Source organism: Gilliamella sp. LMG 34360, assembly GCF_984568995.1.
The window spans coordinates 2,051,065-2,076,561 of sequence record NZ_OZ474900.1; the positions used below are offsets into that span (position 1 = coordinate 2,051,065).

Genomic DNA, 25,497 nt, shown 5'->3' on the forward strand with positions numbered 1-25,497 from the left:
GAATTAGCTTAAAACTAAAAATAAATTAAACTAAATAAATTATTCTTAAATGTAATGAATTTGAACGCAATAACAGCTATAAACAATATATAACAAACATTATTTTTAACTATTTTTGTTTTTATAAAGGACAAAACGTTATAGTTTGGTTGAAATGAGAGGTTATTGAATAACCTCTCACAAATTGAAACATCAATATAAACTATTTACCAGCATTTTGCTCTTGCGCTGATTGAATAGCTGTTAATGCAATAGTATAAACGATATCGTCAACTAATGCACCACGAGACAAGTCATTAACAGGTTTACGCATACCTTGTAACATTGGACCAATTGATACAAGATCAGCAGAACGTTGTACTGCTTTATATGTGGTATTACCAGTATTTAAATCAGGGAAGATAAACACTGTTGCTTTACCCGCTACTTGTGAATTTGGTGCTTTAGATTTAGCCACATCAGGCATAACTGCTGCATCATATTGTAATGGACCATCAATCATTAGATCTGGGCGTTTTTCTTGAGCAATACGAGTCGCTTCTTTCACTTTTTCAACATCAGCACCTTGACCAGAACTACCTGTTGAATATGAGATCATCGCAACACGTGGTTCAATACCAAAGGCAATTGCAGTATCTGCTGATTGAATAGCAATTTCAGCAAGTTCTTGTGCGTTCGGATCTGGATTGATTGCACAGTCACCATAGATATAAACTTGGTCTGGCATTAACATAAAGAAGACAGATGATACAAGTGAACTACCTGGGGCAGTTTTAATTAATTGTAATGGTGGGCGAATGGTATTGGCAGTGGTATGAACCGCACCTGATACTAGACCATCAACCTCGTTAGCTTCAAGCATCATTGTACCAAGCACAACATTGTCAGCTAATTGCTCACGCGCAATAACTTCAGTCATACCTTTATTTTTACGTAATTCAACTAAGCGCGGTACATATTTTTCACGGATATTTTCTGGATCAACAATTTCAACGCCAGCACCTAATGTAACGCCTTGAGACGCTGCTACTTTACGAACTTCATCAGGATTACCAATAAGTACACATTTTGCAATATTACGCTCTGCACAGATAGCTGCAGCTTTGATTGTTCTTGGTTCATCACCTTCTGGTAAAACTACCACTTTTTTCGCATTACGTGCAAGCTCAGTTAGCTGATAACGGAAAGCTGGAGGAGATAAACGACGAGTTGAACTTACCACTTCATTTAATGATTTGATCCAATTTGCATCAATATGGTCAGCAACAAAGTTTTGTGTATTATCCATACGTTCTTTGTCATCAACCGGAATTTCTAAATTGAATTGTTGTAAATTAATTGAAGTTTGAAATGTATTTGTTTTAACAGTAAATACAGGTAAGCCTGTATCAAAAGCTGGTTGGCATAATTTATAGATTTTTTCATCAATTTCATAACCACCAGTTAACAATACACCGCCAATTGCCACACCATTCATAGCAGCTAGACTGATTGTTACTAATACATCAGAACGGTCAGCCGAAGTCACAAGTAATGCATTTGGTTGCAAATGGCTGATGATGTTTTGCACACTGCGCGAGCAGAATGAGATATGTTTAATACGACGGCTTTGAATTGAACCTTCATTAATGATTTTGGCATCAAAATGTTTAGCGATATCAATTGCACGGCAAGCACTCAAATCAATATTCCAAGGAATACAACCAAGCACAGGAATTGGGCTATGACGATTTAAATCTTCAATTGTGATTTTTTCACCATCAAATTTATGAGTATGGTAAATTTCTGCAACATCTGGACGAGCAAGAGATTGCTCTTCTACAGGTGCATTTACTTTATTAACAATAACACCCACGATTTTTTCATTTTTAACGCCACCAAAATTAGAACGGGCAATCTCAATACGATCTTTTAATTGTTCCGGTGTATCTTTACCCATATTAACAACAAAGATTATTTCAGCACCAAGCGTTTTAGCTATGTTATTATTTAATTCATTGGCAAAAGGATAATCAGCAGTTGGAACAATACCTTCAACTAATACGACATCAGCACCTTTAGTATTTTCAGCATAAAGGGCAACGATTTCTTCCATTAACACATCTTGTTGATTTAAACCTAATAGGTTTTCAACATGACTCATTTTAAGTGGTTTTAAAGCAGGAATTGATGTGTTATTACTAATTAATGTAGTGGTGTTGTCAGGGGCATCACCACCTGCTCTTGGCTGCGCAACTGGTTTAAAAACGTTTAAGTTAATACCTTGACGCTCCATAGCTCGAATAACACCAAGACTCACACCTGTTAACCCTACATTGGTTCCGGTTGGAATTAGCATAATAGTACGAGACATAATTATTTTCCTCTTAATTCTTTTATGTAAAAACAAACCGCCATTTCGGCGGTTTTAATCGTTTATTAAGCAGTTAGACGCGCAGCATCCTGAGCAATAACAAGTTCCTCATTAGTTGGAATCACCATTGCAACCGCAGAGCCGTCTTTAGTGATTGTACCACCTTTACCAAAACGTGCAGCAAGGTTACGTTCTTGATCAAGTTCAAAACCAAGAATACTTAATTTTTGTAATGCCATACGACGAACTTCTTCAGAATTTTCACCAATACCACCAGTAAATACGATTGCATCTAAACGACCGTCTAAAAGCATTGCATAACCACCAATGTATTTAACTAAACGGTGAACAAAGACATCTAAAGCATTTGTTGCATTTTCATCTTTGCCATAGTTGTCAGTTACATAACGGCAATCGCTACTTACACCTGTTAAACCTAATAGACCAGATTTTTTATTTAAAAGACTGTTAATATCAGCAACTGACATATTTAAGTTATCGTGTAAGAAGAACATGATAGCAGGATCGATATCACCACTACGTGTACCCATTACTAAACCTTCAAGTGGAGTTAAGCCCATTGAAGTCTCAACGCATTTACCGTTTTTAACAGCAGTAATTGATGCACCATTACCTAAATGACAAGTGATTACATTTGTTTCTTCAACTGGTTTATTCAATAATCTTGCAGCTTCACGGCTAACATAATAGTGGCTAGTGCCGTGTGCGCCATAACGACGAATACCGTGTTTAGTATAAAGTTCGTTAGGAATAGCATACAAATAAGCTTCTTTTGGCATAGTTGTATGGAATGCAGTATCAAATACAGCAACATTTTTAGTTTTTAGATGAGGGAACTCTGCAAAAGCTTCACGAATACCGATTAAGTGCGCAGGATTATGTAAAGGTGCAAATGCTGCAGCTTCTTCAATACCTTTTAATACTGAATCATCGATTACGACAGATTGAGTATATTTTTCACCACCGTGAACGATACGGTGTCCAATAGATTTAATACTATCTAATAATTCTGGTTTTTGAGGGAAGATGCTATTAACAATAAATCTGATTGCTTCACTATGAGCAGCGCCAGCACCTAAAGAAGCTTCGTTCTTAACACCATCAAGTTTCCACTTAATACGTGCATCAGGAAGATTAAAACATTCAGCTAACCCCGATAAAAACTCATCACCATTTTCAGGGTTAATAATGGCAAATTTTAATGAAGAACTTCCGCAATTAAGAACAAGAGCGTTATTACTTGATGACATAGTAATTCCTATAAATTGAATAAAAAGATATATACCAATCAAAATTGGTAACTCAACACATGATTTAAAAAATCGATGTGACTACGTTAAGGTGACTTCTGATATCTTGCTTTTTGAGATAAAATAGAGAGAGTCTCCAATTTGAATGACATTATTTTAAGACAATAAGAAGTGAATGTCGAGGAATCCCAACAAGATGAATTTAGTTAATACATTTAAGGCTGGACAAAGGTATATGAAGCTTTGTCCGACTGATCAGCAATTGATGCATTCATTTCCTGAATTAAAAATCATTAACCACATAAAAACCATAACAAAATATTTGCCACCCTGCATTGTAGGGCTAATTGTCTGGCAATATTATATGCCAGCGCAGCTTGCAGTAACAATCTTAACTATTTTGTTTGCTTTAAGCTTACCATTACAAGGTATATTTTGGTTGGGTCGACGTTCACAATCACCTTTACCCCTTAATTTAGTGGATTGCTATAACCGAATCAAATTACAACTCATCGAGAAAAAAGTATTAAATGTTAACGCAAACCCAAATGAAAAATTAACGTTTGAATCATTAATGCAACTTATAAACTTATCTAAAATTCATTTAGGTAATTATTTTGGACAAGATGATGATGCATCTAACCAATAATGAAGATTAACTCATGCAAAATTTTTTGGAAAAATTAAAAAATCAAATAAATGTACTTGAACAAGAGATCAATTTAACAGATCAACAATCTTTTCAAGAACATTATTTTGATGAACATTTGTTTAACACAAGCAAAATCGAGTCTAATAACAAGTTCTATCTTGATAAAATAAAACAGACTTATCAAGCATTTTATGATGCGGTACTCTCTCAAAAATTGACACAAATTGAATTTTTTTCGGAAAAGCTTATTGATCAAATCACCGCCCTTACCCGTGAGCTTGCTACAGGACATTTACGTAAGCAGCCAACAGACTATGTTATTCTGGAAACACTTGCAGAAAAACACTCAAGACATTTGGATTATCTTAGGCGATTACAAGATATGAAATATGAATTTGAACTTTCATCTGATTCAATTGATCATATTAAAGTTGCGACATTAGATAATCGAATCTATCGCTGTGAACAAGCAATAAAAAAAATTGAATTAGAAATGGAAAACGATAGCCTAGATTGAATTAAGTTATTTGCTTATATCTGCTCTTTATAATACAGCTTTCAACATCTGTCTTGATGGAAATCTGGGTACTTAACGAGTTTATTTGATTACAATAATATTTATATAAATTTAATAAAACTTAAATTTATATAAAACATAAATATTTCATATAAATTTAGGGCTTATTATATCGGCTTTATTATCTACCTCGTCTTGCTTTCCACATTTTTGATTTTTTTCTTCTCTTTTTTTTATATACTGTCCGATAACAATCACGATTACCAAAATAAATCTAATTTAGCGTTAAATCTGATGGAATATCTTTAAAATAGTCATCTAGTTCATCCCATGGAGAGGGAAGCGTAATAGACATTCCATAGTCGTCATCAAGAATAAGTTCACCCCAAAAAATAAGCTGTTTTTTTGTTAAATTAAGCAGTTCTCCCATTGTAATGCCAGCATATAATTCATTTTTATATTTATTTCTATATTTTCCTTTATAATTTTGATTACACCATAGCTCTTCAATTCGACCATTACTATTTGTAGAAATAGTTATCGTTCCATTATTCAAGGAGTACAAATATTTTAGTTCGTATCCAACTTTATTTGAAGAACTTGGTTTTTCCCACGTTCTTTCTTCAACATCAAAATTTTCATATAATTCGTCTGCATAAAATTCCACATCACGACCAATCTCAATATTACCCAAAGATTTGTAGCTTATTATATCTGCATTAATATCTATCATTTGGATGATCCTTCTTAATGAAATTATCCTTTTTTATCTTATAAGCCCTTCTCTTTTAAATTTCGCTATCAACTCACGTCCTTTTTCAGAAAGTTCTAATTTTTTTAAACACACCTGAATTATTTTTTTCGAAGACATAAAAAAATATTTAGAATCTTTTATCAAAAAATCTATATAATCATCAGAATAAGGAACATTAGGATCATAATCTTCGATTTCGGTTTTAATAATTTTTGTTAGAAATTCATCAAAGGAATTAGCGACAAGCTTTAAATCTAAATTCTGCTCTAAATAACCATTTCTGACTGTCATATCAAAATATAGATCATTAACTTCATGATCCCAATGATAAACTTTGCCATTTGGATACAAACAAAGTAAATCTCCGAAATTTAAAGATGCTATAGCAATGGGCCGTTTAGGGATTCTATTTAAATACATCCAGTTATTAGCAATTATATCTTCCCGATCTCTTTTCTTAGAGAATCCGAGCATTACTTCAAGCGGAAGTGATTCACCTTAACAGTCAATGGAATAATCAAACACATCCTCATCAAAAGCAATGACATTATATTTCTTTAAAAATTTAATATAAGAATTATGAGAATCTGTTGTAATTTTTAATTTAGAAATAAGCTTATCAATATTTCTTGGCACAGCATATTTTGATTCAAACATTCGATTTCCTTAAATAACATCCATAAATAAAAACTTATTTACTACCAACCTAACAGTACTTGTTTTATCGTTTTGCTTCATTAAAAGTCATTAATTTATCAAATAATTCTGAATTTTTATACTGGGATGATATCAAATTATATTAACTTCAATTGTGTACTATTTTATGAACACATTTTTAGTTATCAATAAAATTACATCTTTCTTATATCAAAAACGAATATTGTTATAATTATTATTTAGTATCATCTTTTTAAGTTACCTTTATAATATTGTTATCGTCAGCGATTATTAAAACGCTATTCCCTTTAAAGTTATTTATAAGGATTATTTAATGAGTAAAATATTTGATGATAATTCACAAACCATCGGTCACACGCCTCTAGTTCGTTTAAAACATTTTGGTAACGGTAATATTTTAGCCAAAGTGGAATCTCGCAATCCTAGTTTTAGTGTTAAATGTCGTATTGCATCAAATATGATTTGGGATGCAGAAAAACGCGGGTTATTAACATCGGATGTTGAATTAATCGAACCTACTAGTGGTAATACGGGTATTGCTCTTGCAGCAGTCGCTGCAGCACGAGGTTATAAACTAACCTTAACCATGCCAGAAAGCATGAGTATAGAACGTCGAAAATTACTTAAAGCTTTAGGTGCTAATCTAATTTTGACTGAAGCGGCAAAAGGCATGAAAGGCGCAATTGAAAAAGCCGAAGAAATTGTTGCTAGTAATCCTCAAAAAAACATCATGCTGCAACAATTTAGTAATCCAGCCAACCCAGAAATTCACGAAAAAACCACTGGACCAGAAATTTGGAACGATACGGATGGCCAAGTAGATATTTTTATTGCTGGTGTAGGTACTGGAGGTACTTTTACAGGTACAGTTCGGTATATTAAAAAGACTCAAGGCAAAAACATAACAGCCGTAGCTGTCGAACCGGCTACATCTCCAGTTATTAGCCAAGCCCTAGCGGGTGAGCCAATTAAACCAGGACCACACAAAATTCAAGGTATTGGCGCTGGGTTTATTCCAGAAAATTTAGACTTAAGCTTGATTGATATAGTTGAAAAGGTCACAAATGAACAATCCATTGAAACTGCGCGAGAATTAATGGAAAAAGAAGGTATCTTAGCAGGTATATCATCCGGTGCAGCCGTTTATGCAGCTGATCGTTTAGCAAAATTACCTGAAAATGCCAATAAAACCATTGTGGTAATTTTACCGTCATCTGGTGAGCGTTATCTTAGTACGGATTTATTTAGTGGTATTTTTACTGAAAAAGAACTTGGTTAAACCAAACCTCGAAACGAAAAGCGCGACCAAGTTTGAGTCGCGCTTTTGTATATCTTTTTTACTTTTTTAAAAAAGTAATCACTCATCTTGAATAATACCAAAATGCCGATAAGCATGTGGTGTCGCAATTCGACCCCTTGGCGTTCTTTGAATATAACCTTGTTGAATCAAAAACGGTTCAAGCACATCTTCAATTGTTTCACGCTCTTCACCTATGGCAGCTGCAATGTTATCAAGTCCTACAGGTCCACCCATAAACTTTTCAATAATGGTGAGCAATAATTTACGGTCCATATAATCAAAACCTTCGTTATCCACATCTAACATATCAAGTGCTTGGGACGCAATTTTTTGATCAATCACACCTTTTGATTTTACATCAGCATAATCACGCACGCGACGCAATAAACGATTAGCAATTCGAGGCGTTCCGCGTGAACGTTTGGCAATTAAATGTGCACCTTCATCAGATAAGTCCATACCTAAAAATTTAGCACTACGACTAACAATATATTCCAAATCCTCAACCCGATAAAACTCAAGACGTTGCACAATACCAAAACGATCACGTAATGGCGAGGTTAACGAACCCGCTCGCGTTGTTGCACCAATAAGTGTAAATGGAGGTAAATCGATTTTAATTGAACGTGCTGCGGGACCTTCCCCTATCATAATATCAAGCTGATAGTCTTCCATAGCTGGATATAAAATCTCTTCTACTACAGGTGAAAGGCGATGGATTTCATCAATAAATAACACATCGTTGGGCTCTAAATTGGTTAACATTGCAGCTAAATCACCTGCTTTTTCTAATACAGGGCCAGAAGTAGTACGTAAATTAACGTTCATTTCGTTAGCAACAATATTAGCTAAAGTTGTTTTACCTAGTCCTGGCGGACCAAAAATTAACACGTGATCAAGTGCATCGCTACGTTGCTTGGCAGCTTGAATAAAAATTTTCATCTGTTCACGTACTTGTGCTTGCCCAATATATTCGTCCAAGCTTTTAGGACGAATAGCACGATCCAGTGATTCTTCTTCCTTTTTGGCTTGAGGTGCAATCAAGCGATCCGCTTCAATCATAGTAAATCCCTATTTATAATGCTGATTTTAATGCTTCGCGAATAAGCGTTTCACAATCCATATCAGGTAATATAACTTTATTGATAATTCGACTGGCTTCTTGTGGTTTATAACCTAATGCGATGAGTGCTGATACAGCTTCACTTTCTATTTGGTTAGATGATTTTTTAACGCTGCTGGCTTCTATAACTGTACTTATCGGTGAAAGCTGCTCAGCAAAACGTTTAAGGCGATCTTTCATTTCCACAATCAAACGTTCTGCTGTTTTAGTGCCAACACCTGGTAATTTAACTAAAGTTTTAATTTCACCCTGCTCAACGGCACTAATAAATTGTTGTGCAGACATTCCAGACAAAATTGCCAACGCTAATTTAGGGCCTACACCATTGACCTTAATCAATTCACGAAACAATTCTCGTTCTTGCTCTTGATTAAAGCCATATAATATTTGCGCATCTTCCCGCACCACAAAATGGGTTAATACAATGACTTCTTGCCCATTGTCAGGAAGTTCATAAAAACAGGTCATCGGCATAAAAACCTCATAGCCGACGCCACCCACTTCAATCAGAACTTTAGGTGGTTGCTTTTCAATAATGGTTCCACGTAGACGACCTATCACAATTTATCCTTAGTAATTTACTGTTGGTTGAAATAATTGACGGCTCTTGAAAATAAAATATTCATTATTTAATCATTAATTTTTATTTGACGAACAAGAGTAGCAATTAATTTGAAAGTAATTGGTCGTTAGTTTACCTGATAGAAAAAAATTAATAAAGAAAAACTGTATAAATAGACAGGCAATAGCTGAAAGAAATTCGCCGATTACTGTTTAATAATCGGCAAAAAAGTAAGATTAAATTAATATAATAAAATCAATTAAAACGGCATTTTAAAGCCTGGTGGTAACTGCATACCGCCAGTTACTTGTGCCATTCGCTCTTTTTGTGCGTCATCTAAACGACGAGTCGCATCATTGTAGGCAGCAGCAATCAGATCTTCCAACATCTCTTTATCATCTTCCGTAACTAAAGAGGGATCAATTTCAACACGTTTACAGTTATGTGAACCATTTATTGTTACTTTAACTAAACCAGCACCTGATTCACCTGTCACCTCTAATTTGGCAATCTCTTCTTGTGCTTGTTGCATTTTTGCTTGCATTTGTTGAGCTTGCTTCATTAAATTGCCCAAACCACCTTTTCCACCTGAAAACATATTTATTCCTCATTAAAAAATTTAGCCCATAATTATACAGGACGAATGCTCGCCTCATCAATCTTCGCTTCAAAATATTGACAGATCATCGATACTTTTGGATCTTCATTTATGGTCACCTTAGCTTGTGCAAGCTTTTGTTGATAAAGATCTTCACGCATTTCTAAAGGCGTTTTATTATCCTTATTATCATCAAGAATGATCTTAACATTTAATGCTCGTTGGCGATAATTAGCTATCGCTTTTTCAACTTTAGTCACATTACTTGATGAGTTGATCAGATGTTTTACCGCAGATCTCATATGTAAAATGATATTATTTTCATCTGTCTGTTCAATAAACGAATTACTGACAATCTGTTTGATAAGTGGCGATAAATCCAACTGTTCTATTTCAAAACACCACGCATCTTTCTCTGCCATTTCCTCAATTAATTTTTTTGTCATTTCAGGTGTTTTATCACCGTTGAGCGATTCCCGAAAAGTTTTAGTGTCAATAATTAAATCATCTTTAGTCTCAACATAACCACAAGCTTGCCACTGATAATTTTCAGCCGTAATGACTTCTTCTGTCTCATTGTCATGCTCATCTTCATCATTATCTTTAATATCGACTTGTTTATTATCAGCGAGTTGAGTGATATTTTTAGCATGAGTTAATGATGAATGAATTACCTCTGATTTTGGCTGCAAAGGCTCGACTTTGGGTTCAGACTTTTTTGCTTTTTGTTCTCCTTTGATTAACTGCATCCTCATTTCTAATATGTTTTTTGTAACAGAGGATGCATCATCAGGAATAGATAGATCTTGAACATTTGATTGAGCAATCGGTACAGGTTGAGAGTCAACAGGTATGTTGCTATTTTGATTTGAAGTTAAGTTAGATTCCGATTCTGGATTGCTCTTTTTTTTTGATAAAAACTGAGTTGATTGTATGTGTGACTTAGGTTCAGCAACAATTGATGGCTCAACCTGTGGTTTAGGTGCTATAGTTGTATCATTATTTTTAGGCATGAAAGCTAAAGCACGTAAAAAACTCATTTCAGTACCTATTTTTTTATCTGGAGCATACGCCAAATCTTTTCTACCCATCAATAGGATTTGATAATATAACTGCACGTCATTTGGCGCCATATATTTTGCTAGAAAACGAATTCGTTCTTCTTGATCGGTATAATCGCCTAATGCGGTTGGTACAACTTGCAACAAAGCAATTTGATGTAAAAGTGCAATACTTTCTGCTAATAAATTATCCCAATCTGCACCTTGTGCTGCTGCCATATCAATTTGCTGCATTAAGGCATTACCCTCATTATGGTACAGTGCTTCGATCAGTGAAAAAGGGATGGATTTATCAAGAGTACCTAACATCAACGTCACTGATGCTGTATCAACTTCGCCATTACCAAGTGCGATGGCTTGGTCAGTTAAACTTAATGCATCACGCATACTGCCATTAGCCGCTTTAGCCAATAACGATATCGCTTTTGGATCGTTTTTAATCTGCTCCAATTTTAAAATATGAGTAAGTTGCTCACCAATGAGCGACGTATCAAGAACATTTAAGTGTAAATGCAAGCAGCGCGACAATATAGTAATAGGTAATTTTTGAGGATCAGTCGTAGCTAACAAAAATTTGACGTGTTCTGGTGGCTCTTCTAATGTTTTAAGTAGTGCGTTAAAACTACTGCGTGATAGCATATGCACTTCGTCAATTAGATAGACTTTAAAACGCCCCTTAGTAGGAAGATATTGAATGTTATCCAAGATCTCCCTAGTATCCTCTACTTTAGTTCGAGAAGCAGCATCAATTTCAAGCAGATCAACAAAGCGTCCTAACTCAATATCACGGCAATTATCACATTCACCGCAAGGTGTGGCGGTTATACCTGTTTCGCAGTTTAAACCTTTTGCTAATAGACGAGCAATAGATGTTTTTCCAACGCCTCGAGTACCCGAAAACAGATAAGCATGATGAACACGTCCTAGAGATAGCGCGTTAGATAAAATTTTTAAAACATGCTGTTGACCAACCACTTCAGAAAATGATTTAGGTCGCCATTTACGTGCTAGAACTTGATAACTCATAATCACCATTGTTTATTACTAATGAAATTGGTTTTTATCATAGCATAAAGTCCTAAGTTAGTCTGCAACAAGACAATAACCGGCCTAATATTAGACAGCATCTTTTTACATAAATGTATACTTAACCTGAAACTTTTTTTCAAAGTAGTGATAAACTAATTAATTTAATATTAGACTTAATAGAATTGAAAAAGTAAATTCCTTTCGTTAAAAAATCCTTATTTAATAAAAAATAAGCAATCAATATTAACTAATAATTAAGAGCGAGTATCCAATCATGTACAGTCTCTTTATGATATGATATTTTTAAAACATTTTCTTATTAATGGAGAAAAATTTTGAATATATTAAAAACTCTAAATAATAAAACAGATATACCGTTTGAAATTTCAAAAGGAATTGAGATGAATTCATCATATATTGAATTTTTAGATACCAACCCAAAAATAAAAATAGGTTATGGAACTAAACTCAATTCCGCATCGATAACCGTTCGAAAAGGTGGAGAGTTAGAAATCGGCGATCTATGCGAATTAAGAGGTCGAATTATCATTGAACCAAATTGCAAATTATTTATAGGCAATGGATTAATTTGTAATGATATGATTTTTATACATGTGGCTGAAAATGGAGCAATTCATATCGGTGATGATTGTTTATTTGCCAACTGTAGGATTTATAACTCAGACATGCATGGTGTTTATGATATGCAAACACGCAAAAGAATAAATCCTCCTAAAGATGTTATCATTGAAGATAAAGTCTGGTTAGCCCGCGATACGATTGTATTAAAAGGTGCAAAAATCAATAAAGGCTGCGTTGTTGGTGCACGAACTATTGTTAATAGATCATTTTCAGATTTTTCAATGATTGCTGGCTCTCCAGCCAAAACAATAAAAACAGGAATAATGTGGACACGCAACGCTTACGAAACACCTCCTGAACTTATTCATCCTGATTTTCCCCTCAGTAAGTTTTGTTCACTTGCTATGCAATTTAAACATGATGAAGTGATATCAATTGGCATGCTACTTTGGAGCAAGAGAAAAGAGATTACTGGATCAGATTATTATATTATTTACTACTTAGCCAGAGCTATTTTACTTGAGTATTTTAAGCAACAAAATGTTGATGTGGTAAAAATTGGTGATATAGACATAACACTTATTGAAATATATGATACGTTATACGATTGCTTTGAAAAAAGTAAAAGAAAAAACTGGCCATGTGGTTGTTACGCTCGACTTGCAGCTAAATGTGCAGGAAATACAGAACAAGCTGATCACTTATATAACACAATTAAACCTTTTTTTCCAAGTATTGATGAACCTTTATTTAATTAATAAATACTTTATTATTAATTAAATTTAATTAGGAAGTTAAGTAACAACAATGACTAATCTGTAGGTTCTAGGCAACGTATTTAAACAAAAAAGATGACCCAAAAATATGTGTTGTTGATAATAGAAGTCGTAGGTACAGAATGATGATATATTGAATTTTCAAATTTAGCTATAATCTAAAAAAAGCAATAACTCACAACACCAAATAGCCCAAGGAAAGCTATACTAAAAACAGAATTTTTACATAAATGTATAGCTACCCTGAAACTTTTTTACAAAATTTAATTTTGATTTAAATAAGCCCAAGCATATTGCGCATAGAATTCAGCGCCTAATGCCATACCATCTTCATCCACATTAAAACAACCATGATGATGTGGCCATTGGGTATCTTTATCAGGATTACCCGAACCAACTAAAGCAAAAGCACCCGGTATATTTTCTGTATAGTAACTAAAATCCTCACCACCTGTTGTCGGTGCTTCAAAGTATAGTGCTTCTTCACCAAATGATTCGACAATTACTTTTTGGGCCAGTAATGCGCTTTCTTTATCATTGATTACTGGCAAAGTGCCATAGATGTACTCAACTTCAGCTGTTGCGCGGTACATTGCAGCAACTTGATTAGCATAACGCCGGATTGCCGATTCAATTTTGTCACGCACGGCAACGTTAAAACAACGCACTGTTCCATCTAATACCGCATTTTCGGCAATAACATTAAAGCGTGTACCAACATCCATACGGCCAATTGTCACAACAGCGGGATCAAGTGGCGACACTTCGCGCGACACAATGGATTGGACATTCATAACAAATGCGGAAGCAACCATTACTGCATCAACGGTATCATGTGGCATAGAACCATGACCACCTCTTCCTTTAAAACGCACAGTTAACAAATCAGCAGAAGCAAAACTCGAACCGACTACACAAGATATTTTACCAACTGGCATTTGTGACCAAATATGCATACCAAATGCACTATCTACACCATCAAGCACACCTTGTTTAATCATGCCTTTGGCACCTTGAGCAACCTCTTCAGCGGGTTGAAAAACAAGTCTTACATTACCTTTTAGTTGATCGCGAATCTCATAAAGCGCTTTTGCCGCTGTCAGTAACATAGAAGCATGGGTATCGTGACCGCAAGCGTGCATTTTACCATCAATCGTTGATTTATAATCAATGTTTTCACTCAGTTCTTGTACTGGTAACGCATCAATATCTGCTCTTAATAAAATTCTTTTACCTGGTTTACCTCCTTGAATTTCAGCTATAATCCCTGTAGGTTCCGTACGTCGATAGGCAATTCCTATTTTATCAAGCTCCTGAGCAATTCTATCTGTGGTTCTAAACTCTTCCCACGGTAATTCAGGATGACGATGAAGATCGCGACGAAAAGCGACCATCTCATCAATATTTTGTTGTATTAATTTTTTTATGTTTGGATTCGTCATTTTACTACCTTTAATATTTCAATTTGTTCTACTTTTATAACACTAGCCATTGTTGAGCTATCATAAAATAAATACTGTTAATTTCCATTAATTGCTATTGATAATGCTAATAAATGTGATTATCACATTTTTTGGGATTTTATAATTAATTATTGCACTGCTGATGCAGGGCCTACTATCATATTCACCATTATTCCTGCTAATACAACTGAAACGATAGTCACAGATATAAAGCCTCCAATCAACATTGGTGGTAACATATGACTGGTTAATACTTCTTTCTCTTTTGGATCTTTAGTTAAATTATTAATGACTTCATTAGTAATTATGTAATCGGCAGGAAAACCATACAAGGCTGTAAGCGCAATTGAAAAAGCCAGTTCTTTACTCACTTTTAATATTTTGCCTACAATAACTGAAAAAATAAACATACCGACAACTGCAGATAAAATAAAGATGACTAGAGGCGTTAGCAAACGCATAAGCATTTCGGGTGTTGCTCGACTCAATGTATCAAAAATAAATAACATTAACCCCATCACAGTTATTCCAAATCCACCTGCTTTTTTTAATGGATGGCGTTCTAAAAAACCAAATGACGCAGCTATTACACCAAATAACAAACATAATACAAATGGACTTACACTAACTATCGGTTTTAAAACTTCTGAAACAAAGTAAGCTAAAAAACCGATGACCGCAATACGTAAAAAAATGAAATACGATGAATTATAGCTTGAGGGAATTTTTGCAAACAAACTTGGCATTGGATTTTCATCAGACGATATTGCTTGTTGTTTATCAATGGAGGATTTAGAGTTATCATTTACATGCCAAGTGCCTGCATGATATTGCTTTAAAACTTTTCGTCCTTCGCGCTTTAGCATAATAGAAGTAAGTGGATAACCAACAAATCCTTGCATCACATAAATAATGATGGCAAAAACAGCCAAATCAGGCAATCCTGCATCTTTTGCCCCATTAGCCATAATAATTGCCGAAACAATACCACCCACTAAAGGAGGTATAGCAACCACTACCGTATTAAAATCGAAGAACAGATACCCAACTATGATAGCAATAATAATAATACCAACAATTCCTGCAAGAGAAATTAAGATGGTTTTCCATTGCAATAATAATTCTTTAACTGATAAAAGAGTACCCATGTTAACAATGAGTAAATACATAAACATAACAGCAACGACGGTTGGTACTCCAGCACGTGCCACAATATCGGCCGGAAAGAATGTCCAATATCCTAATAAAAAAAGAACAGCGCAGATAAATACAGACGGAACCCATGCTTTGGTGCGGATCGAAACAATATCGCCAAGATAAAGAATAACCAGTAACAGCACTAATGCCAACATTTGTGGCATGTCATTCATTGGTGACATAAAAACTCCATTTTTACTATTTTTATTTACTATTTTGAAATACTATATTTTTTCGATAATCGTTATTATGGCGGAATTATTCATCAGATTATATATTTTTTACTATAAAATCTTTAATTTCCTCTAAAAATAGATTGCCATATTTTTCCAATTTGATTTTTCCAACTCCCGTAACATTAATTAGCTCTTTTTTACTTGCTGGCGTTGTTTGCACCATTTCTAATAATGTTGCATCGCTAAAAATAATATAAGGTGGTACATCTTCACTATCAGCAATATCTTTACGTAATCGTTTCAGATTATTGAATAACATACGCTCTTCAAAGGATAACATCGCTGTCATATTTATTGATCGAGCATAACGATTTAGGCGGCTTTTCTTAACAATTTCAAGGCGAGGTTTGGCTAGCGATAATGGAATTTCACCTCTAAGTATTTTTCTAGCTTCTTGAGTTAATTGTAAGGTTGGCAAACTTGAAGAAGTTGAAATATTTTGAATCAAATAACCTAAGTGAACTAGCTGTCGAATCACACTTAGCCAATAATTACTAGATTGATTTTTACCAATACCATAAACGGACAATTTATCATGACCATTGTCTTTAATTTGAGAACGAGCAGAACCTCGTAAAACATTAACAATGTATTGTGCACCATAACGTTGTTCTACTCGATAAATGCAAGATAAAACTTTTTGTGCATCAACTAAGCCATCGTATTGTTCAGGTGGATAAAGACAGATATCACAATTATTACAAGGCTCCGTTCGTTTTTCGCCAAAATAGTTAAGCAATACAATTCGTCGACAAGTTAAACTTTGTGCAAATGACTCCATAGCCTCAATTTTATGTTGTTCAATCTCTTTATGTACCCCATCTGCTTTTTCAGCGATTTGTTGATAATACCAGTTCAAATCATTTTTATTAAACAATAAGATTGCTTCTGCTGGGACGCCATCTCGCCCCGCTCTGCCGGTTTCTTGATAATAGGCTTCGATAGTTCTAGGGCAATCAGCGTGCACGACAAATCTTACATTAGGTTTATTAATCCCCATTCCAAATGCAACGGTAGCAACAATGATTTGCACGTTATCTTTTAAAAATGCTTCCTGCGCTATTTGACGCTCACTGTAAGTAAGCCCTGCATGATAAGCCATAACGGAAAATCCCCGACTGGCAAGTCGAGTCGTCATATCTTCAACTTTGGAACGGCTAGAACAATAAATTATCCCACTATTTCCTTTTTGCGTTTCAATAAAAGAAACCACTTGTTCTGTTAAGTTAAATTTTTCAACAACGGTATATCGGATGTTGGGGCGATCAAAACTACGAACAACAACCAAAGGATCGACCAATTGAAGTTGATGAATGATATCCGTTTGTGTCATTTTATCGGCGGTGGCGGTTAACGCAACAATCGGAACGTTCGGAAATCGAGAGGACAACTGACCTAATTGTCGATAATCAGGTCTGAAATCATGCCCCCATTGTGATATGCAGTGAGCTTCATCAATCGCAATGAGTGAAGGGGGATGGCTTTGAATCATTGATATAAATGAACCTACGGCAAGCCTTTCAGGAGAGATATATAATAATTTTATCGAATGATTTAAATATTTTTCAACTACCTCTTGCTGTTCTGCCAAGGACTGGGTAGCATTGAGAAGCGCAGCCGGAATACCGTTAGCAAGCAATTGATCAACCTGATCTTTCATTAATGAAATTAATGGGGAAATGATTAACGCAGTGCTTGGCAATAGTACCGCTGGAATTTGATAGCATAACGATTTTCCCCCACCAGTTGGAATAATTGTTAATGTATCTCGTCCATCGATAATTGATTCAATAATTTCTTTTTGTTGATTTCTAAATGATTTATAACCGAATACATTGTGTAAAACATCTTCAATCTGATCTTTTATCGACATATTAACCAAAACAAATAACCCCCTTTATCAATTCAGGGAGTATAGCTAAAATAATTTCAACAAACCACTACCGACTGACATTTATTTGCTGTTTATATAAAGCATAAAATTTTTCGGTTAACAGAAACAAAGAGAAAACATTCATCTATCAATCATCTTTGACTTAACAATTAAATGCCTTTTATTGATTATTTTATCAACGTTATGTTTCGACAGATTAAAAAAACGGCTATTTTTAAATTTTTTACTTGATACAAATCGAATTGCCCGTTAATATTTGCGTGTTTCCAATATACGCCCGTAGCTCAGTTGGTTAGAGCATCACCTTGACATGGTGGGGGTCAGTGGTTCGAGTCCACCCGGGCGTACCAACTCAAAGCCTTATTCTATAAGCTTTCCGAAGAATTGACATTCATCTTAAAATTTTACTTGGGGTAAAACTGGGGTAAAACTGGGGTAAAACCTCTACCTTAAATTTGTTTTTTTAATATTGAAATAACCAATTTTTTTACTTCCCAAAACTCACTCTAACAATTCACTCATTTATTACCTCAAATATAATCAAATAAAAATAGCACAAATTATCAAAATAACGCCCGAAAATATCGGGCGAATTATTTGTGTATTAACTATACGTTATTACCACTAGGTTTAGTTATCAGTATAAAAAACCTCAAATTTGTTAATTTCCACAATCATATCCGCAGATTTATTCGCTGGCTGGAATCGGTGTATATTGCCTACCACTCCCGCTAGAGGTGGAATATGGTCCACACCGTCCCACGAGATTGATTTTGCCAATTTGTCAGCGTGGTAAATATCGATAACTGGAGACCCGTTTTTGTTAAAATAGGATTTGATCGTTACTCGATAAACGCCATCATCATCGGATTTAACTGCTGCGCTCTCTCCCTGTTGCTCAAAATTAACCTCACCTGTTACTGTATTATAACGGTGTTTGTAGATTGATAATGAACCTGAAAAACCGTACAACATGATCCCCGCCAGCTCGTCCTTTTTCCGTCCGTTTCCCTGAACCAAAAAAATACCTGTGCCCGCAGAAAATTTACCCTCCAAACAAATGTTTGTGGTTTTATCCGTATTAAATAACTGCACTACATTTTGACCGTACGGGTCATATACGTCTGGCGAGAACGTTAATGATACCGATTTGGCAGAGTCTTTCGCAGAGGCTGTCACCGTTTGGTGGTCTCGGAATGTCCCCGTTTTTTGTAGTAAATTTTTACAAACAGTTTTGCCCTGATAATTTGCTACAAAATCAAAATGACCACACAAAAACGCCGACGATTGATCACTATCTCCAATTAATTGAATTCGATTTAGACCGTATTGCAATTGTCCAACATAGAACGGAGCGTCGCACACACTGTAATCATTGAATTTTTTGCCTTTAAACCCTGCTGTTTTGGTATAGTTATCACCAGTCAACATATCCGTGATTTTAATAGTCGCGTTACCTGCGTCACTCAATAATCTACGATAGACAATTGACGCGTCTAGATGCTCACACCAAACCCAAATATCGAGAATAGGTTTATTCCGACAGTCAACCCGATCTTTGGACGCAACATAAATATTAATGCCTGGTCGAGTATTGCTGCTGACAGAAACGTCTTTATTTGTGACTATGGAGTTAGCTCGCGGGTCTTGGAAAAATGCCATTTCATACGGGTTATTTTTGTTAATTTTCACTATACGGTTATAGAATACGCTGGCTATCCAACACGCCTGAAACGCGTGCCCTAAATCGCCCCAGTGAGTCAAATCTGGTTGTAATTTAGTGTAATTATACCCGTTTGTATTTTGCGCCACCCACTGTTTAACCGCTGTATTTAAATCCAGATATTGTATGTTTCGGGTTTTTGCAATATATTGTTTGACTCCATTAATTTGATGCAAAAGTTGCAGTTTGTCCCTACCTGATTCTGTGCCGTTTGCTCGAACCACGTTACAGGATAGCAGAATAGGCAACGCACCAAACTCGATTATTGTATCGATTAATCGATTTGTTTCCCGCAACGTGTCCCCTAAAATATCGTTTTTGTTATAGGTCGAATCATTAATACCAAACCCAATCAATACAATATCTGGAACGCCGTAGAATTTGTTATCTATAACACACGTTTTATAGTTGTTGGCCGCCCAGCCGTTATCGATCCGCTGACCAGAAAATCCAGCATTATGAACATGGATTTTGTCATTGTTAAACATTTCACGCAATATTCGCTGAGCCTGAGCTGGCCATGCGTTAGGGGCGTTTAGATTATGATTTGTGCCTGCAACGTTACGTTGCCAACTTGAGGTCGTGTTTCCGTCTGTGGTTGAATCACCGTAACCAACAATATGAACTTCAACCCCAGCTGCCATTTTTGCCACTAAATCGTTTAGCCTGCCGTCGTTGTCCAGTTCGACCCGTAAATTACTCCCGTGATGCCCAATGAGCGCACTGCCGTTAGTGTTAGATAGCTCGTCTAGTTTAGATGTGTCCACTGTTGCTGCAGATTCGCGAGCCTCCGCCGCAGATTTCAGCGCAACATCCCTAGCCTCAAAAACCTGTTTCAAAAATTCAGGCATTGAATCACTGCCTGACGGATTAATTAAATAATCGTTTAACGTTCCGTCGGGCGAATCATTGTATACAGTGATACTGTTTAGATGGTTTTTAGGATAACCCTCTACTGTCAACACAACATCGTATTCGCACGGTTGTAAATCTAGTGAATAATTTCCGTCTATGACACCAATTTTAATATACGTGTCTCCGATCACATTAGCGGTAGTGCGTTTAGCGCGCAGTGTTAGTGTACCGTTAATAGGATTGCCTAGAGCGTCCTGTAAAACGCCTGAAATAATAGCCATGTTTTTCTCCAAATTTAGACATAAAAAAACCGCCACGAGGGCGGTTGTTAGTTTTTGGTTGTTATTTTTTTACTACCATGATTGTTATAAAATCTGGTATACCGTGTGTAAGGTTGTTTCTAGGGGTGCTGGTACTGATATAAAATCTCTCTCCTGCTGGAATATCTCCGTAATAACTCTGTGTGACGGTTAAATTTTGTCTAGACGTTTCAATCGTATACCGACGACTAAAATTCCCGCGCTCATTTCGAATAAAAATTTCTAACAATCCCAAATCCCAGCGGATAATCTCCGAGGAATTACCTATGCCATAATATGCAACCGCTGATAATGTGACTGGCTGAATGTGGAATTCCCTATCGAATGACGCTGGATGAATTGTGATTAACCCGTTTTTTGAGCACGGGTACATTTTTACAATGTCGCCCTCTATCTGCGTGGCGCTCAGCGTCCCGTTTATATGACAATTTTCATCGATAATTACGTTATTTAATCGTCCAGAATCAGCATAAATACTACCCGATATATTAGCTCGTCTAGCGTATAGTGTGCCGTCCTGTTGCAATTCAAATGCTGGCGGGTTGCCTGAGCTAATAATATGCCCCGCCTCGACTGTTCCTCCCCGTACTAGTGGTGACCAAATCTCAGTGCCGGCAATCAGCCTATCGCCTCGCATTGTTCCTGTTGCGATTAAATCGCCATCCAGAAACATTGCAGGCTCTATCCAGTATGACCCGTTATATAGCCGAGCCTCAGAATGCGAAACCCTACCGTCAGCACCTAACGAATAGATGATCAGTGTTGTATCGCGAGCTGGAAAAAATCCAAATTCACGATAAAACATCTGTGTGGCTGTGTCATTGTCTGGGAATTTACCGTCAGCCGTTTGAATTCTAAATATACAGCCTGCGCCATTTTCTGCAGCTAATGTCCTCGTATTAGCGATATACATCTCAGAACGTCCGACAACATTAACCGCATTAACACCGTACCAATATTCGGTATCTGGCGTACAGTCCACGTCAATCATTGACATGGCGCGACCTAGATAATTAGTTTGCGCCTCGACCTCAGCCCTCGTCGCACCTTTGTAAAACTCGAATTGAGTACCCAAACTGGATACAGCAGTCATTACAGGGCGAATTGAGATATTAACCGCGCTCGGCGTGAGTACCAATCCCGATGGCATGGCTGGCGGCAATATTGAAAATGAGATAGTCGTCTCATCGCCTAGTCGTCCGTCCTCGCCAATACCACGAACTGTTGCGTTAAATTTACCCTGCTGTAGGTCCGATATGTAAAACTCCGTTTCAGTAACAACATCACGACTAACCAATTTGTCATCGCGATAGATTTTAACCTCGAATTGGAGATTTTGAATTGTACGAGGAGTTGACCACGATAACCGCGCCTGATACACGTCAGATTCTGGCGTTACCTCCACCTGTAATTGCTCAACGGGAGGAATTGCCCAATTAAATATTGTCGGGCTGTCTGTATCAAATTTAGCGCCTCTGTCAACAATAGCCTCTTTATTCGGGTCATGTTGTAATGCTGTTATTGCGTACGTTCCGTTGTCGTTCTCCCGAATAGAAAGAGCTTTAAATAGTCGTGGTTTGATTTTGTTGTCGTACAGACTCCAAACCGAATACTCATCAGCATCAACAGATTCAGTTAATACGATTTGATTAGGTTTAGGTTGTGCCTGTATCTGGATTTTACGCAAATCGCTATTGGTATCGGTAATACTCAAATACGCGTTTTTGATATTTTTTATTTCAATATCTCTATCTAACGTAATTGTGCTACCGTCTACGGAAATCACTCGACCACCAATAGTTGTGCCCGTATAATCATTATCAGCAATACCAATAATATCGCCGGGCAAATGCCTGATACCCTCACGACCAACCGAAAATGTGACCGTTTGAGTTTCGAGTTTTTCAGTTTGAATTAGCCATTTCCCGACCCTATGAGCCTGACCTCTGGATGTACATCCGAATGCGTCAATATTTGCGACATTTAGACCAAACCGTTTGATTAAATCATCGTCCGCAACATATTCAGTCGCCGTTTCCCAATTGTTATTGGGGTCAATATATCGCACGTATGCAGCTGTATGGCGCTGTTTTAGCGGCGCTGAGGTATACGCAAATTGTCCGTCAACAACATTCGCATTTGAGTAAACCGCAACCATATCACTAGGTCGATCAATTACCACTGAATATTGTGTACCAGTCCAAATGCCCATGCCTCGAAATACTGAACACAAATCATCGATAACGTCTCGTGCTGGTCGCTGCTCTGTTATATGACAACCACAGACAAAACGAGGCTCACGTCCGCCAAATCCATCATCGACGAGCTGGTCGCAGTATTGGGCAACCGCGTACAATGTAAATTTATCAACACCGAATTTGCCGAGTCGCTCACCCAATCCATAACGTTCGTTTGTTATCAGGTTGTACAATATCCACGCAGGATTATCGGTCCAAGCCTGTTTAAAATTACCCGACCAAAAACCGCTGTACTCCCTAGTTTCTGGATTGTAATTGTCAGGCACATCAATAATAAAACCATCTATCAAATAGTTGCGTCTAGGTACACCACTGAATTGTTCTGAGTCGAATTTTAAACCAATTAATGCGGTATTCGGGTGTGAGAATTTGGCGTCATAGATTTCAGTGTATGAACTCCACAACGTGTCGTTTAGTAGTGTTTGAGATTTACTATCAGGTGTATTTCTGACAACACGGATATTAAACGGAGTTTCTGGTAAATCATCTAAAATAACAGAGGTCAGATATTGGGAATTGGTTTTTTTATCAATTAAATTGATATGTTTAACTGTTTGCCACGCATCACCCCTGCCGATCTGCACAGACATTGAAACGTTAGTTCGTTTAGTGTTACCCTTGCTATCTATATATTTCAATGCTGGCACACCAACTGTAACTCGAACCCGATCGACGTTTGGGTCAGTGATTGTTCGAGTAATGGGCGTGGTTGTTTTTACCTGTAGATTTACAGGGATTTCGTTGCCAGTGTATGAGAATCCCTCCAGAGGTAATTGTGTTTGTGTGCCCGTGACCCATTCGGCATAAACTCCCTTGAAATTAAACGAACCATCAGGCGCTTGAACGGGAGTATCATTTAAAAATACGCCCCGCAAATCTCCAACAAGTCCTTTAATTTGTCCCTCACCCAACATATCAACAATTCTAAGACATTGATTTGACTTGAGATTGTCAGGAGCCTCATACGGAGCCTTTGCCTTTTTTGAGCCTTTACCCATGCGACCTCCCTTTTACTGGATAGAGAATTGGCTTGTCGCCAACATTCGACTCCACCTCATCCAACGTTTCTAATTCCTGCGAGAGAACTTTTGAACCCACTTTCATTCGTCCAAAAATCAGCGGAACAGGCGCACCCTGAGCCATTGTGTTGTCCAGATTTGAAAAATAGGTATTTCTATTGCTATCGGTTGATTTTTTTTCGGTTTTCGGTAGCTGGGTGAGCATTTGAGCGACACCGCCGAGCATTAACCCTACGCCAGCCGCAACCAGTCCAAACCCTATCCCTGTTGAAACTCCGACTATCAGCCCGCCAACAACGAGTGCTGCACCAGCAATAAATCCGAATATTCCACCGCTTTTTGCGCCAGCCACATGAGGGACAATATGAATAACAGCATTTTCGGGTAATCTACTATGCAATCCGACCGCTAAATTTTCATCAGTAATATCAACGCCATTGATACGAACGTGAAACCAACCGTCTATAATCCGTTGACGTAATCCAGCTATTTGACAATATAGACCGTTCAATCCCTCTGATGCGGTTTCGACATTCATATCGAATTTATCGCCAAATTGTTTGAGATGGCCGTATAGTCTGATTTTCGCCATTGGTTATGCCTCCAAATTGAATGTGTGTAATTTCGCCAAAAACCACCATACGTATCGCGTTTAGATAGTCGTTCTGGACAGTGATGTAAAATGTATTGATGGCCAATATAGACTGCGGCATGGTTGGGTGTTTCCGAACCGAGACAAACAAGAATAACGTCTCCCTCCTGCAGGTCCTCTGCGTCCACTCGCTCAAACCCGTTTTTAGGCAGCAAATCTAGATAGAGGTTTTGCCCGTTATGCCACCAGTCGTCCTCACGCTCATAGTCTGGTAAATTAATGCCAGCCAGCATGTAGGCATCTCTAACTATTGATAGACAATCGGTTTTACCGTGTTCAAATTCACGACCTAATAGCGGTTTTATGTATCTGAATTTATGAATTTGGTTATCACAGACGAGCCACCAATCGACGGCAGTTTGTTGTTGGTGAATTTGGTCTGACTCGCTGAGGATAGGCGTTCCGTTAGGGTGAGAGTGCACAATAGCTGTAATTTCACCGATTTTTTCAGCCTGAATCCAATCATCAGGCGAGATTTCAAATGTCTCTGTTGGTGTGGGTGATATGTTTTTGCAGGGCATGTACATTTTATTATCAATAACAAAACCGCAGCATTCAGCCTCACCGCATTTTTTAGCGTGATTGAGTATTTTAGTTTTCATTGTATAACCTGATTTTTTAGGG

Annotated in this window: 20 protein-coding genes and 1 tRNA gene; 5 read left to right on the forward strand and 16 right to left on the reverse strand. The window is 36.8% G+C overall.

Translation table 11 applies throughout. The features are described from left to right. Positions 1 to 202: 202 nt before the first annotated feature. Positions 203 to 2,353: a phosphate acetyltransferase gene (gene pta / locus AC5LW9_RS09215; RefSeq protein WP_198228230.1), complete on the reverse strand. Its 2,151-nt coding sequence runs from the start codon at positions 2,351 to 2,353 to the stop codon at positions 203 to 205. Between the two features lie 65 nt (positions 2,354 to 2,418). Continuing rightward, positions 2,419 to 3,624 (reverse strand): acetate kinase, encoded by a 1,206-nt coding sequence (locus AC5LW9_RS09220; protein WP_493455722.1) that lies wholly within the window; start codon positions 3,622 to 3,624, stop codon positions 2,419 to 2,421. Between the two features lie 196 nt (positions 3,625 to 3,820). Here AC5LW9_RS09220 and yfbV point away from each other — a divergent pair, with 196 nt between their 5' ends. Continuing rightward, the gene (gene yfbV / locus AC5LW9_RS09225) at positions 3,821 to 4,273 is read left to right on the forward strand and encodes a terminus macrodomain insulation protein YfbV (protein WP_039126954.1); all 453 of its coding nucleotides are present in this window, start codon (positions 3,821 to 3,823) and stop codon (positions 4,271 to 4,273) included. Positions 4,274 to 4,286: 13 nt separating this feature from the next. Then, positions 4,287 to 4,793, forward strand: a complete 507-nt coding sequence (priC, locus tag AC5LW9_RS09230; RefSeq protein WP_493455723.1) for a primosomal replication protein PriC — start codon at positions 4,287 to 4,289, stop codon at positions 4,791 to 4,793. A gap of 274 nt (positions 4,794 to 5,067) precedes the next feature. On the opposite strand, the gene AC5LW9_RS09235 is transcribed toward priC, so the two are convergent. Genes AC5LW9_RS09235 through AC5LW9_RS09245 form a run of 3 tightly spaced genes read right to left on the reverse strand, consistent with a single transcriptional unit; the run spans position 5,068 to position 6,204 of the window. Further along, a complete protein-coding gene (locus AC5LW9_RS09235) occupies positions 5,068 to 5,526 on the reverse strand; it encodes a hypothetical protein (protein WP_493455724.1) in 459 nt (152 codons plus the stop codon). Between the two features lie 33 nt (positions 5,527 to 5,559). Then, positions 5,560 to 6,021: an SMI1/KNR4 family protein gene (locus AC5LW9_RS09240; RefSeq protein ID WP_493455725.1), complete on the reverse strand. Its 462-nt coding sequence runs from the start codon at positions 6,019 to 6,021 to the stop codon at positions 5,560 to 5,562. 24 nt (positions 6,022 to 6,045) lie between these two features. Further along, entirely contained in the window at positions 6,046 to 6,204 is a 159-nt protein-coding gene (locus AC5LW9_RS09245; protein WP_493455726.1) for a hypothetical protein, read from the reverse strand. Between the two features lie 334 nt (positions 6,205 to 6,538). On the opposite strand from AC5LW9_RS09245, the gene cysK reads away from it, so the two are divergent. Then, the gene (gene cysK, locus AC5LW9_RS09250; RefSeq protein ID WP_025315738.1) at positions 6,539 to 7,504 is read left to right on the forward strand and encodes a cysteine synthase A; all 966 of its coding nucleotides are present in this window, start codon (positions 6,539 to 6,541) and stop codon (positions 7,502 to 7,504) included. A 78-nt stretch (positions 7,505 to 7,582) separates the two neighbouring features. Here cysK and ruvB read toward each other — a convergent pair whose 3' ends face one another. The 4 genes from ruvB to dnaX form a co-directional block, all read right to left on the reverse strand. Beyond that, positions 7,583 to 8,587, reverse strand: coding sequence for a Holliday junction branch migration DNA helicase RuvB (ruvB, locus tag AC5LW9_RS09255; protein ID WP_025315739.1), 1,005 nt, complete (start codon positions 8,585 to 8,587; stop codon positions 7,583 to 7,585). A gap of 13 nt (positions 8,588 to 8,600) precedes the next feature. Further along, positions 8,601 to 9,209, reverse strand: coding sequence for a Holliday junction branch migration protein RuvA (gene ruvA, locus AC5LW9_RS09260; protein ID WP_065602511.1), 609 nt, complete (start codon positions 9,207 to 9,209; stop codon positions 8,601 to 8,603). A 260-nt stretch (positions 9,210 to 9,469) separates the two neighbouring features. After that, on the reverse strand, positions 9,470 to 9,808 hold the full coding sequence (locus AC5LW9_RS09265) for a YbaB/EbfC family nucleoid-associated protein (protein WP_025315741.1): 339 nt from the start codon (positions 9,806 to 9,808) through the stop codon (positions 9,470 to 9,472). Between the two features lie 32 nt (positions 9,809 to 9,840). Beyond that, positions 9,841 to 11,895, reverse strand: a complete 2,055-nt coding sequence (gene dnaX, locus AC5LW9_RS09270) for a DNA polymerase III subunit gamma/tau (RefSeq protein ID WP_493455727.1) — start codon at positions 11,893 to 11,895, stop codon at positions 9,841 to 9,843. Positions 11,896 to 12,299: 404 nt separating this feature from the next. On the opposite strand from dnaX, the gene AC5LW9_RS09275 reads away from it, so the two are divergent. Next, on the forward strand, positions 12,300 to 13,238 hold the full coding sequence (locus AC5LW9_RS09275; RefSeq protein ID WP_198228225.1) for an acyltransferase: 939 nt from the start codon (positions 12,300 to 12,302) through the stop codon (positions 13,236 to 13,238). A 281-nt stretch (positions 13,239 to 13,519) separates the two neighbouring features. Here the strand turns inward: AC5LW9_RS09275 and AC5LW9_RS09280 are convergent, their stop codons facing one another. The 3 genes from AC5LW9_RS09280 to recQ form a co-directional block, all read right to left on the reverse strand. Further along, on the reverse strand, positions 13,520 to 14,698 hold the full coding sequence (locus AC5LW9_RS09280; RefSeq protein WP_039126970.1) for a M20 family metallopeptidase: 1,179 nt from the start codon (positions 14,696 to 14,698) through the stop codon (positions 13,520 to 13,522). A 149-nt stretch (positions 14,699 to 14,847) separates the two neighbouring features. Further along, a complete protein-coding gene (locus tag AC5LW9_RS09285; RefSeq protein WP_493456612.1) occupies positions 14,848 to 16,080 on the reverse strand; it encodes a hypothetical protein in 1,233 nt (410 codons plus the stop codon). A 106-nt stretch (positions 16,081 to 16,186) separates the two neighbouring features. Continuing rightward, positions 16,187 to 18,025 carry a DNA helicase RecQ gene (gene recQ / locus AC5LW9_RS09290; protein WP_493455728.1) on the reverse strand — a complete coding sequence of 613 codons (1,839 nt, stop codon included), beginning with the start codon at positions 18,023 to 18,025 and terminating at the stop codon, positions 16,187 to 16,189. A 294-nt stretch (positions 18,026 to 18,319) separates the two neighbouring features. Between recQ and AC5LW9_RS09295 the strand changes: the two genes are divergently transcribed. Beyond that, positions 18,320 to 18,396, forward strand: a tRNA-Val gene (locus tag AC5LW9_RS09295). Between the two features lie 280 nt (positions 18,397 to 18,676). On the opposite strand, the gene AC5LW9_RS09300 is transcribed toward AC5LW9_RS09295, so the two are convergent. The 4 genes from AC5LW9_RS09300 to AC5LW9_RS09315 all read right to left on the reverse strand — a co-directional run bounded on the left by AC5LW9_RS09300 (position 18,677) and on the right by AC5LW9_RS09315 (position 25,475). After that, positions 18,677 to 20,905, reverse strand: a complete 2,229-nt coding sequence (locus AC5LW9_RS09300) for a prophage tail fiber N-terminal domain-containing protein (protein WP_493455729.1) — start codon at positions 20,903 to 20,905, stop codon at positions 18,677 to 18,679. A 61-nt stretch (positions 20,906 to 20,966) separates the two neighbouring features. Then, positions 20,967 to 24,200, reverse strand: a complete 3,234-nt coding sequence (locus tag AC5LW9_RS09305; protein WP_493455560.1) for a TipJ family phage tail tip protein — start codon at positions 24,198 to 24,200, stop codon at positions 20,967 to 20,969. Further along, positions 24,193 to 24,813: a tail assembly protein gene (locus tag AC5LW9_RS09310; protein ID WP_493455559.1), complete on the reverse strand. Its 621-nt coding sequence runs from the start codon at positions 24,811 to 24,813 to the stop codon at positions 24,193 to 24,195. The genes AC5LW9_RS09305 and AC5LW9_RS09310 overlap by 8 nt, the downstream gene beginning before the upstream one ends. After that, a complete protein-coding gene (locus AC5LW9_RS09315) occupies positions 24,756 to 25,475 on the reverse strand; it encodes a C40 family peptidase (protein ID WP_493455558.1) in 720 nt (239 codons plus the stop codon). Before AC5LW9_RS09315 ends, AC5LW9_RS09310 begins: the two co-directional genes overlap by 58 nt. Positions 25,476 to 25,497: the final 22 nt, after the last annotated feature.

Excerpts from the sequence above, each read along its gene's own strand:
- pta (WP_198228230.1), bottom strand. The coding sequence starts at position 2,353 with ATGTCTCGTACTATTATGCTAATTCCAACCGGAACCAATGTAGGGTTA.
- AC5LW9_RS09220 (WP_493455722.1), bottom strand. The coding sequence starts at position 3,624 with ATGTCATCAAGTAATAACGCTCTTGTTCTTAATTGCGGAAGTTCTTCA.
- yfbV (WP_039126954.1), top strand. The coding sequence starts at position 3,821 with ATGAATTTAGTTAATACATTTAAGGCTGGACAAAGGTATATGAAGCTT.
- priC (WP_493455723.1), top strand. The coding sequence starts at position 4,287 with ATGCAAAATTTTTTGGAAAAATTAAAAAATCAAATAAATGTACTTGAA.
- AC5LW9_RS09235 (WP_493455724.1), bottom strand. The coding sequence starts at position 5,526 with ATGATAGATATTAATGCAGATATAATAAGCTACAAATCTTTGGGTAAT.
- AC5LW9_RS09240 (WP_493455725.1), bottom strand. The coding sequence starts at position 6,021 with ATGCTCGGATTCTCTAAGAAAAGAGATCGGGAAGATATAATTGCTAAT.
- AC5LW9_RS09245 (WP_493455726.1), bottom strand. The coding sequence starts at position 6,204 with ATGTTTGAATCAAAATATGCTGTGCCAAGAAATATTGATAAGCTTATT.
- cysK (WP_025315738.1), top strand. The coding sequence starts at position 6,539 with ATGAGTAAAATATTTGATGATAATTCACAAACCATCGGTCACACGCCT.
- ruvB (WP_025315739.1), bottom strand. The coding sequence starts at position 8,587 with ATGATTGAAGCGGATCGCTTGATTGCACCTCAAGCCAAAAAGGAAGAA.
- AC5LW9_RS09265 (WP_025315741.1), bottom strand. The coding sequence starts at position 9,808 with ATGTTTTCAGGTGGAAAAGGTGGTTTGGGCAATTTAATGAAGCAAGCT.
- dnaX (WP_493455727.1), bottom strand. The coding sequence starts at position 11,895 with ATGAGTTATCAAGTTCTAGCACGTAAATGGCGACCTAAATCATTTTCT.
- AC5LW9_RS09275 (WP_198228225.1), top strand. The coding sequence starts at position 12,300 with ATGAATTCATCATATATTGAATTTTTAGATACCAACCCAAAAATAAAA.
- AC5LW9_RS09280 (WP_039126970.1), bottom strand. The coding sequence starts at position 14,698 with ATGACGAATCCAAACATAAAAAAATTAATACAACAAAATATTGATGAG.
- AC5LW9_RS09285 (WP_493456612.1), bottom strand. The coding sequence starts at position 16,080 with ATGCCACAAATGTTGGCATTAGTGCTGTTACTGGTTATTCTTTATCTT.
- recQ (WP_493455728.1), bottom strand. The coding sequence starts at position 18,025 with ATGTCGATAAAAGATCAGATTGAAGATGTTTTACACAATGTATTCGGT.
- AC5LW9_RS09300 (WP_493455729.1), bottom strand. The coding sequence starts at position 20,905 with ATGGCTATTATTTCAGGCGTTTTACAGGACGCTCTAGGCAATCCTATT.
- AC5LW9_RS09305 (WP_493455560.1), bottom strand. The coding sequence starts at position 24,200 with ATGGGTAAAGGCTCAAAAAAGGCAAAGGCTCCGTATGAGGCTCCTGAC.
- AC5LW9_RS09310 (WP_493455559.1), bottom strand. The coding sequence starts at position 24,813 with ATGGCGAAAATCAGACTATACGGCCATCTCAAACAATTTGGCGATAAA.
- AC5LW9_RS09315 (WP_493455558.1), bottom strand. The coding sequence starts at position 25,475 with ATGAAAACTAAAATACTCAATCACGCTAAAAAATGCGGTGAGGCTGAA.